The organism is Streptomyces colwelliae (genome assembly GCF_048158785.1).
Classification (GTDB): domain Bacteria; phylum Actinomycetota; class Actinomycetes; order Streptomycetales; family Streptomycetaceae; genus Streptomyces.
This window is the reverse complement of the sequence record NZ_JBLTJC010000301.1, coordinates 1-12,923: the sequence shown is the minus strand read 5'-3', so window position 1 is coordinate 12,923 and position 12,923 is coordinate 1. Positions and strand designations below refer to the sequence as shown.

At 68.3% G+C, this 12,923-nt stretch carries 11 protein-coding genes; 8 read left to right on the top strand and 3 right to left on the bottom strand.

Annotated elements, in window-relative coordinates; translation table 11 throughout:
• The coding region (gene ybiA / locus ACNFOC_RS40325) for a riboflavin biosynthesis intermediates N-glycosidase (RefSeq protein WP_416963977.1) at window positions 1-588 on the bottom strand (588 nt) is incomplete at its 3' end.
• Window positions 589-799: 211 nt separating this feature from the next.
• On the opposite strand from ybiA, the gene ACNFOC_RS40320 reads away from it, so the two are divergent.
• From ACNFOC_RS40320 to ACNFOC_RS40285, 8 genes are all read left to right on the top strand, one after another.
• On the top strand, window positions 800-2,335 hold the full coding sequence (locus tag ACNFOC_RS40320; RefSeq protein ID WP_416963976.1) for a gamma-aminobutyraldehyde dehydrogenase: 1,536 nt from the start codon (window positions 800-802) through the stop codon (window positions 2,333-2,335).
• A gap of 57 nt (window positions 2,336-2,392) precedes the next feature.
• Complete coding sequence (locus ACNFOC_RS40315; protein WP_416963975.1) at window positions 2,393-3,640, top strand: ABC transporter substrate-binding protein; 1,248 nt, start codon at window positions 2,393-2,395, stop codon at window positions 3,638-3,640.
• Between the two features lie 5 nt (window positions 3,641-3,645).
• Window positions 3,646-4,800, top strand: coding sequence for an ABC transporter ATP-binding protein (locus ACNFOC_RS40310; RefSeq protein ID WP_416963979.1), 1,155 nt, complete (start codon window positions 3,646-3,648; stop codon window positions 4,798-4,800).
• A complete protein-coding gene (locus ACNFOC_RS40305) occupies window positions 4,800-5,726 on the top strand; it encodes an ABC transporter permease (RefSeq protein WP_416963974.1) in 927 nt (308 codons plus the stop codon). Before ACNFOC_RS40310 ends, ACNFOC_RS40305 begins: the two co-directional genes overlap by 1 nt.
• Entirely contained in the window at window positions 5,727-6,527 is an 801-nt protein-coding gene (locus ACNFOC_RS40300) for an ABC transporter permease (protein WP_416963973.1), read from the top strand.
• Window positions 6,528-6,556: 29 nt separating this feature from the next.
• Window positions 6,557-7,984, top strand: coding sequence for an NAD(P)/FAD-dependent oxidoreductase (locus ACNFOC_RS40295; protein ID WP_416963972.1), 1,428 nt, complete (start codon window positions 6,557-6,559; stop codon window positions 7,982-7,984).
• Window positions 7,985-8,114: 130 nt separating this feature from the next.
• Window positions 8,115-8,570 (top strand): hypothetical protein, encoded by a 456-nt coding sequence (locus ACNFOC_RS40290; RefSeq protein WP_416963971.1) that lies wholly within the window; start codon window positions 8,115-8,117, stop codon window positions 8,568-8,570.
• Between the two features lie 116 nt (window positions 8,571-8,686).
• Window positions 8,687-10,486, top strand: a complete 1,800-nt coding sequence (locus ACNFOC_RS40285) for a chitinase (RefSeq protein ID WP_416963970.1) — start codon at window positions 8,687-8,689, stop codon at window positions 10,484-10,486.
• On the opposite strand, the gene ACNFOC_RS40280 is transcribed toward ACNFOC_RS40285, so the two are convergent.
• Complete coding sequence (locus ACNFOC_RS40280) at window positions 10,474-11,283, bottom strand: phosphatase PAP2 family protein (RefSeq protein WP_416963978.1); 810 nt, start codon at window positions 11,281-11,283, stop codon at window positions 10,474-10,476. The two genes, ACNFOC_RS40285 and ACNFOC_RS40280, sit on opposite strands and share 13 nt — an antisense overlap.
• 244 nt (window positions 11,284-11,527) lie before the next feature.
• A complete protein-coding gene (gabT, locus tag ACNFOC_RS40275; protein ID WP_416963969.1) occupies window positions 11,528-12,862 on the bottom strand; it encodes a 4-aminobutyrate--2-oxoglutarate transaminase in 1,335 nt (444 codons plus the stop codon).
• Between the last annotated feature and the right edge of the window lie 61 nt (window positions 12,863-12,923).

Genomic DNA, 12,923 nt, shown 5'->3' with positions numbered 1-12,923 from the left:
CTCCCGCAGTCGCCCCCGCGCCTCCATCAACGCGAACCCCAACAGGTTCGGCCCCCGCCACCGCTCGGGAACCTCCGCCGCCGCGTCGCTCGCGGCGAGCCCGATGCCCCACACCCGGTCGACGGGACTCGCCTCCACCAGCACCCGCTCACCCGTGCCCAGCAGAAACGCCCGCATCTCCGCGTCGGCCGCGAACTTGTGGACGCTCCCCTCGACGACGATCCCGAACCGCTCCCGCGCCCAGGTCTCCTCGTCGAAGCCGCGCACCAGCCGCCCCGCCTTCTTGGCCAGGGACGGATGCCCCGCCTCCAGCACCCGCGCGAGCGCCTCCGCGTCGCCGAACAGCCGGGCCTTGCCCGCCATCATCCAGTGCTCGGCGGTCGCGTACGTCACCCCGTCCACGGTGAACGGCGACGGCCACCACTGGCTCAGACAGCTCGCGCTCACGCGTCCGTCCGGGCGTGGCCGGTGGCCCCAGAAGTGCAGGTACTTGACCCTGGTCCCCGCGCGCACTTCCCTGATCAGGGCTTCCTGCGAATCGATCTTTTCCGCGGCCTCCGCCGCGAGCTTCCCCGTGATCCCGTCCATACACGCGAGTCTTGCAGGCACCACTGACACTCCGTCCTCCCTTTTCCGTACGGACTCGACACCTGGTCGAAGGATTCCGTCGCGTAACCAAAAGGCAACAACGGAATCACTTGTTGGAGTCCCTTTGCTCTGTCAGGATCGGCATTCAAATCGAGCTGGAGCTACGCCACCCGCCAGCGGACGAAGCGGGGCGAAGGCGGAGGAGAGCGACATGCACAACCCGGGCAGCGTCACCCCGGAACGATTCCCCGCACAGGAGTACTTCGCGGACGGTGCGCAGTTCATCGCCGGCCGCCTCACCAAGGGCACCTCGGGCCGTACCCATGCCGTCGTCGACCCGGCCACCGGCGAGGACGTGTACACGTACGAGCTGGCCGGGACGGACGACGTGGATGCCGCCGTGGCGGCCGCGCGCGCCGCGTTCCCGGGCTGGTCGGGTGCCACCCCCGGCGAGCGGTCCGACGCGCTGCACCGCTTCGCCGCCGTGCTCGCCGAGCGCGCGGACGACTTCGCCCGCGCCGAGTCCCTCCAGTGCGGCAAGCCCCTCAAGCTGACCCGAGAGTTCGACGTCCCGGGGACCATCGACAACACGGCCTTCTTCGCCGGTGCCGCACGGCACCTTCAGGGGCAGTCCGCCGGTGAGTACTCCGGCGACCACACGTCGTACGTACGCCGGGAACCCATCGGTGTCGTCGGCTCCATCGCGCCCTGGAACTATCCCCTCCAGATGGCCGCCTGGAAGGTCCTCCCGGCGATCGCCGCGGGCAACACGATCGTGCTCAAGCCCGCCGAGCTGACCCCGCTCACCTCGCTGATGTTCGCGCAGGCCGCCACGGAGGCGGGCATCCCGGACGGCGTCATCAACATCATCACCGGCACGGGGAAGGTCGCCGGTGAGCATCTCGTCGGGCATCCCGACGTGGCCATGACGTCCTTCACCGGGTCCACCGCCGTCGGCAAGCGCGTCGCGGAGATCGCGACCGCCACCGTCAAGCGCATCCACCTGGAACTCGGCGGCAAGGCGCCCTTCGTGGTCTTCGACGACGCGGATCTCGAAGCGGCCGTCAACGGAGCCGTCGCCGGTTCGCTCATCAACACCGGGCAGGACTGCACGGCCGCCACGCGCGCGTACGTGCAGCGGCCCCTCTACGACGCGTTCGTCCAGAAGACGGCCGCCCTCATGGCGAGTGTCCGGGTCGGCGACCCCTTCGCCCCGGGCACCGACCTCGGGCCGCTGATCTCGCACGTGCAGCGCGACCGGGTCGCCGCCTTCGTCGACCGGGCGCGTGGCTACGCGCGCGTGGTGACCGGCGGCGAGGCTCCTCAGGGAGATCTCAAGAACGGCGCCTACTATCGCCCCACCCTGGTCGCGGACGCCGCCCAGGACAGCGAGATCGTGCAGTCGGAGCTCTTCGGCCCCGTCCTCGTGGTCCTGCCCTTCGACAGCGACGACGAAGGCATCGCGCTCGCCAACGACACCCCGTACGGCCTGGCCGCCTCCGCGTGGAGCCGGGACGTCTACCGGGCCAATCGCGCGACCCGCGAGATCAAGGCGGGCTGCGTGTGGATCAACGACCACATCCCGATCATCAGCGAGATGCCCCACGGCGGATACAAGGCGTCCGGCTTCGGCAAGGACATGTCCGCCTACTCGTTCGAGGAATACACCCAGATCAAGCACGTCATGTTCGACAACACGGCGGTGGCCCGCAAGGACTGGCACCGCACGATCTTCGGGGACCGATAGCAGAACGTGACAGCCGCCCGACCCGTGGCCATCACCTCCCGAAAGGGCAGCACGCGCATGAAGCAGTACGAGCCCGACCGCCTGACCCCGGCCGAAGTGGCCGCCGTACGGCGCAGCTTCCGCAAGAGCCGGTCCGCGATGACCCGCCGTTCGGTGCTGCGCGCCTCCGCGGGCGGCGCGCTCGCCGTCGGCGGACTCGGGGCCCTGAGCGGCTGCGGGATCCCCGCGGCGGGCAAGACGCAGGGCGGCGTGTCCGCCGACGACCACTCGGCCACGGAGAAGGAGATCGACTTCTCCAACTGGCCCGAGTACATCGACACGGACGAGAGCGGAAACCACCGCCCGACGCTGGACGCGTTCACCAAGCGGACCGGCATCAAGGTCAAGTACACCGAGGACATCAACGACAACGACGAGTTCTTCGGCAAGATCCAGCCGCAGCTCGCCGCCGGCCAGTCCACCGGTCGCGACCTGATCGTCCTCACCGACTGGCTGGCCGCCCGCATGATCCGCCTCGGCTACGTCCAGAAGCTGGACGCGTCGAACCTGCCGCACGCCTACGCCAACCTGTCGGACCAGTTCCGCAGCCCCGACTGGGACCCGGGCCGGGCGTACTCGTACGTGTGGCAGGGCATCTCGACCGTCATCGCCTACAACAAGAAGGCGCTCGACGGCGTCGAGGTGAAGTCGATCTCCGACCTGCTCGACAACCCCAAGCTCAAGGGCCGCGTCGGCTTCCTCACCGAGATGCGCGACAGCGTCGGCATGACCATGCTCGACATGGGCAAGGACCCGGCGAAGTTCACCACCGACGACTACGACGCGGTCATCGCCCGCCTCCAGAAGGCCGTCGACAAGGGCCAGATCCGCCGCTTCACGGGCAACGACTACACGTCCGACCTCACCAAGGGCGACTTCGCCGCGTGCGTCGCCTGGGGCGGCGACATCGTGCAGCTCCAGTCGGACAACCCGGACGTCGGCTATGTGATCCCCGACAGCGGCTACATGACGTCGACCGACAACCTGCTGATCCCCAACAAGGCACGGCACAAGACGAACGCCGAGCGGCTCATCGACTACTACTACGAGCCCGAACCGGCCGCCGAACTCGCCGCCTACGTCAACTACGTGAGCCCGGTCGCGGACGTGAAGCCCTACCTCGCCAAGCTCGACAAGACGGCGGCGAACAACCCGCTGATCCTTCCCGACAAGGCCATGGCGGCCAAGTCCCACGCCTTCCGCTCCCTGAGCTCGAAGGAAGAGACGTCATACCAGCAGAAGTTCGCAAAGCTCACAGGGGCGTGACGACGATGAACACCAAGGACAACAGCGGCGACGTCCGCCTCTCCGGAATCAGCAAGACGTACGACAACGGCTTCACCGCCGTCCAGCCGCTCGACCTGACCGTCCCCCAGGGCTCCTTCTTCGCCCTCCTCGGCGCCTCGGGCTGCGGCAAGACCACCACCCTGCGCATGATCGCGGGCCTGGAGGAACCTTCCTCCGGCACCGTCCACCTCGGCGACCAGGAGGTCACCTACCTCCCGCCGTACAAGCGGCCGGTGAACACGGTCTTCCAGTCGTACGCCCTCTTCCCGCACCTCGACATCTTCGAGAACGTCGCCTTCGGTCTGCGCCGGCGCGGCATCAAGTCGGTGAAGCAGCAGGTCGTCGACATGCTCGACCTGGTCCAGCTCGGCGAGCAGGCGCGCAAGAAGCCGCACCAGCTCTCCGGTGGCCAGCAGCAGCGAGTCGCCGTCGCCCGCGCCCTGATCAACCACCCCAAGGTGCTCCTCCTCGACGAGCCCCTCGGCGCCCTCGACCTCAAGCTGCGCCGCCAGATGCAGCTGGAGCTCAAGCGCATCCAGACCGAGGTCGGCATCACCTTCATCCACGTCACGCACGACCAGGAGGAGGCCATGACCATGGCCGACACGGTCGCCGTGATGAACGCGGGCCGCGTCGAGCAGCTCGGCTCGCCCGCCGACCTGTACGAGAACCCGAACACCACGTTCGTCGCCAACTTCCTCGGCACCTCCAACCTCATCGAGGCCGAGGTCGACTCCAAGAGCGGCGACGAGATCATCCTCAAGGCGGGCGGCGGCAAGCTCGTCCTGCCCGAAGCGCGATGTTCCGCGCCCACGGCGACCGGCGGCAAGGTCCTGGTCGGCGTGCGCCCGGAGAAGATCACCCTCACGCACGCCGACGACGCGGGCGAGATCCCGGCCGGCCGCAACCGCATCACCGGCAAGATCGCCGACTCCAGCTTCATCGGCGTCTCCACCCAGTACGTCATCGACAGCCCCGTCTGCCCCGAGTTCGAGGTCTACGCCCAGAACATCGACCGCGACACCCGGCTGCGGCCCGGCGCCGACGTCGTCCTGCACTGGAACCCGGCCCACACCTTCGGCCTCGACGCGGCGCAGGACATCGACGCCGGCGTCGACATCGTGGAGGAGGCCGCCTGATGGCCGCTGTCACCGAGGCGCCGCCCCTGGCGCCCGCGCCGGAGGAGAAGCCTCCGCGCAAGAAGCGGGGCCGCTGGACGCCGTACTGGCTGCTGCTGCCCGGCATCCTCTGGCTGATCGTCTTCTTCGCGCTGCCGATGATCTACCAGGGCTCCACGTCGATCCAGACGGGCTCCCTGGAGGACGGCTACAAGGTCACCTGGCACTTCGCGACCTACTGGGACGCGCTGTCCGAGTACTGGCCGCAGTTCCTGCGCTCGGTCCTCTACGCCGCCGCCGCGACCATCCTGTGTCTGCTGCTCGGCTACCCGCTGGCGTACCTCATCGCGTTCCGCGCGGGACGCTGGCGGAACCTGATCATGATCCTGGTGATCGCGCCGTTCTTCACCAGCTTCCTGATCCGCACGCTCGCCTGGAAGACGATCCTCGCGGACAGCGGCCCGGTCGTCGGCGCGCTCAACACGCTGCACGTCCTGGACGTCACCAACTGGCTCGGCTGGACCTCGGGCGACCGCGTCCTCGCCACTCCACTCGCGGTCGTCTGCGGACTGACGTACAACTTCCTGCCGTTCATGGTGCTGCCGCTCTACACCTCCCTCGAACGCATCGACGGACGGCTGCACGAGGCGGCCGGCGATCTGTACGCCAAGCCGTTCACCACCTTCCGCAAGGTCACCTTCCCGCTGTCGATGCCCGGCGTCGTCTCCGGCACCCTGCTGACCTTCATCCCGGCGGCCGGTGACTACGTCAACGCCGAACTCCTCGGCTCCACCGACACCCGCATGATCGGAAACGTCATCCAGACGCAGTTCCTGCGCATTCTGGATTACCCGACGGCGGCGGCACTCTCCTTCATCCTCATGGCCGCCATTCTCGCCATGGTGACCATCTACATTCGCAAGTCCGGGACGGAGGATCTGGTTTAAATGGCCGTCGTACGCTGGTTCAAGCGCCATCTCGTAGTCATCGCGGGCCTGTTGACCCTCGGATATCTCCTCCTTCCGAACGTCGTCGTCACGGTGTTCTCCTTCAACAAGCCGAAGGGGCGCTTCAATTACGAGTGGCAGCAGTTCTCGCTGGACGCCTGGAAGCAGCCGTGCGGTGTCGCCGACATGTGCGGCTCGCTGAGCATCAGCCTCCAGATCGCCGTCTGGGCGACCATCGGCGCCACCCTGCTCGGCACGATGATCGCCTTCGCGCTGGTCCGCTACCGCTTCCGCGCCCGCGGCGCGATCAACTCGCTGATCTTCCTGCCGATGGCGATGCCTGAGGTCGTCATGGCCGCCTCGCTGCTCACCCTGTTCCTCAACATGGGCGCCCAACTGGGCTTCTACACCATCCTGATCGCCCACATCATGTTCTGCCTCAGCTTCGTCGTCACCGCCGTCAAGGCCCGCGTGATGTCGATGGACCCCCGCCTGGAGGAGGCGGCCCGGGACCTCTACGCCGGACCGGTGCAGACGTTCGTCCGGGTCACCCTCCCCATCGCCGCCCCCGGAATCGCGGCGGGCGCACTGCTCTCCTTCGCGCTCTCCTTCGACGATTTCATCATCACCAATTTCAACGCGGGTTCGACCGTCACCTTCCCCATGTTCGTCTGGGGTTCGGCACAGCGCGGCACACCCGTTCAGATCAATGTCATCGGTACGGCCATGTTCCTCGTCGCCGTATTGCTGGTGCTCTCCTCGATGGCGATCACCAACCGCCGCAACAAGGTAAAGGCGTAACCGCACTATCCCTGTAGGGAGTTGAAATCATGGCCCCAAGCGCCATGAGCCGTAGCAACAACTGGACGAAGTCCCTTTCGGAAGCCCGGCCGGTCCCGTACTGGCTGGACGACCCCGGCAAGCCCCACCCCGAACCCGCGCTCACCGGCGCCGAGACCTGCGATCTGCTGGTCGTCGGGGGCGGTTACAGCGGACTGTGGACCGCGCTCATCGCGAAGGAGCGCGACCCGCAGCGGGACGTGGTGCTGGTGGAGGGCCGCGAGGTGGGCTGGGCCGCCTCGGGCCGTAACGGCGGTTTCTGCGCCGCCTCGCTCACCCACGGACTCTCCAACGGCCTCACCCGCTGGCCCGACGAGATCCACAAACTGGAGGAGCTGGGCGCCCGCAACCTCGACGAGATCGAGAGCGCGGTCGCCCGCTACTCCCTGGACTGCGAGTTCGAGCGCACCGGCGAGATCGACGTCGCCACCGAACCGCACCAGGCCGAGGAACTCCACGACTGGTACGGAGAGTTGGAGAGCAAGGGTCTCGCGGAGGGCACCGAGTTCCTGGACGCGGAAGCGGTCAGGGAACAAGTCGACTCCCCGACCTTCCTGGCCGGCCTGTACGACAGCCGGGGTGTCGCGATGCTCAACCCGGCAAAGCTGGCCTGGGGGTTGAAGCGCGCCTGCCTCCAACTCGGCGTCCGCGTCTACGAACACACCCCCGCCCTCGCCCTCAAGCAGTACGGCGCCGGCATGGCCGTACGCACCCCGTACGGCTCGGTCCGCGCCCGCCGCGTCGCACTCGGCACCAACATCTTCCCGAACCTGGTCAAGCGCGTCCGCTCGTACACCGTCCCGGTCTACGACTACGCCCTGATGACCGAACCGCTCTCCGCCGACCAGTTGGCGTCGATCGGCTGGAAGAACCGCCAGGGCCTGGGCGATTCGGCGAACCAGTTCCACTACTTCCGGCTCTCCGCCGACAACCGCATCCTGTGGGGCGGTTACGACGCGATCTATCCGTACGGCGGCCGGGTGCGCGCCGAGTACGACGACCGGCCGGAGACGTACGCCAAGCTCGCCGAGCACTTCTTCACCTGCTTCCCGCAGTTGGAGGGGCTGGGCTTCAGCCACGCGTGGGGCGGGGCGATCGACACCTGCTCGCGCTTCTCGGCGTTCTTCGGCACCGCCCACCAGGGCAAGGTCGCGTACGCGGCGGGCTTCACGGGCCTCGGCGTCGGCGCGACCCGCTTCGGCGCGGACGTGATGCTGGACCTGCTCGCGGGGGAGCGGACCGAGCGCACGGAACTGGAGATGGTCCGCAAGAAGCCGTTGCCCTTCCCGCCCGAGCCGTTCGCCTGGACGGGCATCGCGCTCACCAAGTGGTCGCTGGCCCGCGCGGACGACCACGGCGGCCGGCGCAATCTCTGGCTGAAGACGATGGACAAACTGGGCCTCGGCTTCGACAGTTGAGCCGCACGCTTTCTGGCGGGTGTGATCCAGTTCACTCCTTCGGGGTGCCGGAACCCGCGTAATGCCTGGCGGAGACCTCCCTCTCTCCTGTGACGCGACCAGCGTCGACATGAGAAAGGGAGGTCTCCTCATGACTGGGGCGAAGACGGCCGTCGAGTGGCTGGCATCCGTAGCTCCGGATCCGGAGGCCTGCCGCTGGGAATGGGAGCGCAACCCCCTCGGGGTCGCGCTGCTGCCCGCCGGCAAGGCCTGGGACGTACTCATCCTGCCGGGTGAGCTCGGCTATCCCACGCTCGATGTGCTCACCAGGGTCATCGATCAACTGGGCCCGGTACTCGTCGACTTCGGCGACGCGCGGATGGGCTTCCTCGTACCGCCCGGCACCGCGACCCGCTGGCTGGGCACCGGGATCCGTTCGGCCGGACTCGGCACCTGGATCGTCGTGCCGTACCCCGGCCGGTCGACCGGCGGAGTCCGCTGGCTGGTGCCACCGGACGGCTCCGGCACCCTCACCGACCCCGCACTCCTCGAACTCGCCATGCACGAGGCGGCGGCGGGGCTGGCCACGGAAGGGGAGGACGGGTAGCCGACAGATTCCCCGCCGGCGGATGTCCGGACAGCGCATGTCTTGACAACGGCAATTGGTCTGGACCAAATTGGGCGCGCTCCACCCCTCCAATTCCCCCATGCCCGGAGGCACTTGTGGATCGCACCAGACCCGTCCTTGCCGTGTTCACGGTCGCGGCCCTGGCCGTGTCCGGCCTCACCGCGCTCTCGTCGGCCGCCCGTGCGGCCGACGCGGACCTGGCGAAGAACGGAGGCTTCGAAGCGGGCCTCGACAGCTGGTCCTGCACCGCGAACAGCGGTGCGACGGTCAAGTCGCCCGTGCACGGCGGCAGTTCGGCGCTACAGGCGACCCCGGCCGGCAACGACTACGCCCAGTGCGCGCAGACGGTGACCGTGCAGCCCAACTCCCAGTACTCGCTCGCCGGTTACGTCCGCGGCAGCTACGTCTACCTCGGCGCGAGCGGCACCGGCACCACCGACGTCTCCACCTGGACCCAATCGGCCCCCGACTGGCAGCAGTTGACGACCAGCTTCCGCACCGGCCCGTCCACCACCAAGGTCACGATCTACACCCACGGCTGGTACGCCACCGGCGCCTACTACGCCGACGACCTCTCTCTCACCGGCCCGGCAGTGGACGTAGGACAGCCGCCCGTCACCCCGACGGGCCTCGCCGCGGGCACCGTGACGTCCTCCTCCGTCGCTCTCTCCTGGTCCGCCGTCACCGGCGCGACGAGCTACGCGATCTACCGTGACGGGGTCAAAGTCCAGACGGCGACCGGCACTTCGGCCACCGTGAGCGGGCTGACGGCCGCGACGGCGTACAGCTTCCAGGTCACCGCGGTGAACGACGCGGGCGAGTCCGCGAAGTCCACGGCGGTCACCGCGACGACGTCCACCGGCTCGGGCACCGGCACGGGACTGCCCACCCACGCCCTCGTCGGCTACCTCCACGCGAGCTTCGCCAACGGCTCCGGCTATACGCGCCTGGCCGACGTCCCCGACAGTTGGGACGTCATCGACCTGGCCTTCGGCGAACCCACCTCCACGACCTCGGGCGACATCCGCTTCAACCGCTGCCCGGTCAGCGAGTGCGCGAACGTGGAGAGCGACGCCGACTTCAAGGCGGCGATCAAGGCCAAACAGGCGGCGGGAAAGAAGGTGTTGATCTCCATAGGCGGCGCCAACGGCCAGGTCCAACTGACCACGACAGCGGCCCGCGACACCTTCGTCTCCTCGGTCTCGAACATCATCGACACCTACGGACTCGACGGCCTGGACATCGACTTCGAGGGCCACTCGCTGTCACTGGACGCGAGCGACACGAACTTCAAGAGCCCCACAACTCCCGTGGTGGTCAACCTGATCGCGGCCCTGAAGACCCTGAAGGCCAGGTACGGCTCGAAGTTCGTGCTCAGCATGGCGCCCGAGACGTTCTTCGTGCAGATGGGCTACCAGTTCTACGGCACCGGCAAGTTCGGCGGCCAGGACCCGAGGTGCGGGGCGTATCTACCCGTCATCTACGCCCTGCGCGACGACCTCACCCTGCTGCACGTCCAGGACTACAACTCGGGCCCGATCATGGGTCTCGACGGTCAGTACCACACCATGGGCGGCGCCGATTTCCACATCGCGATGACGGACATGCTGCTCACGGGATTCCCGGTGGCGGGCGACACGAACAACGTGTTCCCGGCCCTGCGCCCCGACCAGATCGCCATCGGCATGCCGGCATCCGTCAACGCGGGCAACGGCTACGTCGCCCCGGCCGAGGTCACGAAAACCCTGGACTGCCTGACGAAGAAGGCGAGTTGCGGCTCGTACACGACCCACGGCACCTGGCCGGCCCTGCGCGGCCTGATGACCTGGTCTATCAACTGGGACCGTTACTCGAACTGGGAGTTCCAGAAGACGTTCGACGGCTACTTCGGCTGACCCTGGCTTCGTACGCGGCCCAGGAACAGCCACAGCGATGTGAGCAGCACCGTACCGAGGCACCAACTGGCCACGACGTCCAGTGGCCAGTGGTAGCCCCGGCGGACCAGGCCGAAGCTGACGCCGGCGACGAGCAGGGCGCAGACGATGACGATCCCGCGCCGGGCGTATGCCGACCGGAGCCAAGGGAGGAGGACCAGGGTCGAGGCGCCGTAGGCGATCATCGCGGTGGCCGTGTGGCCGGAGGGGTAGTAGCCGGTGCCGGGCGGGACCGCCGGGGTGCCGCCGCGGGCGATCAGTTCCTTGAGGGGGACGACGATCGCCGGGACCAGGGCCATCAGCACGGCCGCCGCGACGGGCGGCAGCCACCAGCGGTCCGTACCTCTGGCACGGCCGCGCCAGGCGACGTAGCCGAGAACGACGACGAGGACGGGTACCGCGACCTGGAAGTTGCCGAGGTCGGCGAGGAGTTCGGAGGCCCGGTCCGGGTGGACGAGTGCGCGGCTGAGGCGGGTGTCCAGGCGGAGGAGGGGGCCGTCGGCGGCCACTTGCCAGGTGATCACCGCGAAGAGGAACGCGGGAAGGGCGAGAAGCAGCCAGAGAAAGGAGGTCGGCCGACCTGGAACAGGGGGGGTAGTTCCAGGCCGGCCGTCCGGATCGGGTCGTCGGCCGCCCCGGGGGGTTTGGGGCGGGCGACTGTCCGATCGGTGAGGAGATTCGGAGCCAGAGGCTCCTGTTGTGTGCGCGATGGCACGACCAGGTCGAAGCTGGGGAGGCCCCGGCCTGAAGTCGCCCACAGTCCCCTGTGGGCGGGGTGTATCTCTCATCTGGGTAGAACCTACGGCAGCGGCTGCGGGTAGGACAGGCGGAATCGCGTCCCGTCATGCACCCCGCACACCTTCTTCACACGGCCCGACGCCCGCCGCACCGGTCCCCGAATCGTGGTGGATGAAACGGGTGGGGCGGATGAGGCGCGTGGGGCACAACTCCTGTGCGGGAACTGGGAGTTGCGTGTGACCGGGGCGCACGGGCGGGGGTGGCTCAGATACGTGCGAACGCCTGCTCGATGATGTCGAGCCCCTCGCTCAGCAGGTCCTCCCCGATGACCAGCGGGGGCAGGAAGCGCAGCACGTTGCCGTAGGTGCCACAGGTCAGGACCAGCAGCCCCTCCTGGTGGCACGCCTTGGCGAGCGCGGCCGTCGCCTCCGGGTTCGGCTCCTTGGTCGTACGGTCCTTGACCAGCTCGATGGCGATCATCGCGCCGCGCCCGCGCACGTCGCCGATGATGTCGAACTTCTCCGCCATGGCCCCGAGCCGGACCTTCATGACCGACTCGATGTTCTTGGCCTTGGCGTTGAGGTCCAGCTCCTTCATCGTCTCGATCGCACCGAGCGCACCGGCACAGGCGACGGGGTTGCCACCGTACGTACCCCCCAGCCCACCGGCGTGCGCGGCGTCCATGATCTCGGCGCGCCCGGTGACGGCGGCGAGCGGCAGCCCGCCCGCGATCCCCTTCGCGGTCGTGATGAGATCCGGGACGACACCCTCGTCCTCACACGCGAACCACTGCCCCGTACGGCAGAACCCGGACTGGATCTCGTCGGCGACGAAGACGATCCCGTTGGCCTTGGCGAACTCGCTCAGCGCCGGCAGGAAGCCCTTCGCCGGCTCGATGAAACCGCCCTCGCCGAGGACCGGCTCGATGATGATCGCGGCGACGTTGTCCGCGCCGATCTGCTTGTTGATCATGTCGATGGCCTGCGCGGAGGCCTCGGCACCGGCGTTCTCCGCACCGGTCGGCCAGCGGTAGCCGTAGGCGACCGGCACGCGGTAGACCTCCGGCGCGAACGGCCCGAAACCGTTCTTGTACGGCATGTTCTTCGACGTCAGCGCCATCGTCAGGTTGGTCCGGCCGTGGTACCCGTGGTCGAACACGACGACGGCCTGCCGCTTGGTGTACGCCCGCGCGATCTTCACGGCGTTCTCGACGGCCTCGGCGCCGGAGTTGAACAGCGCGGACTTCTTGGCGTGGTCGCCCGGGGTCAGCTCGGCGAGCGCCTCGGCGACCTCGACGTACCCCTCGTAGGGCGTGACCATGAAACAGGTGTGGGTGAAGTCGGCGAGCTGCGCGGTGGCACGGCGTACGACGGCCTCGGCGGAGGCGCCGACGCTCGTCACGGCGATACCGGAACCGAAGTCGATGAACCGGTTCCCGTCGACGTCCTCGACGATCCCGCCGCCCGCGCGCGCGGTAAACACGGGCAGCACGGAGCCCACACCGGCCGCGACCGCGGCGGTACGGCGGGCCTGAAGCTCCTGCGACTTCGGGCCGGGGATGGCGGTGAGAACGCGGCGCTCCTGCGGAAGTGCGGTCATGAGGGGCTCCTGGGGTGGTGCGGACGCTTTTCTTCTTTCTTCCTTTCTCGCAGGCTAGGGC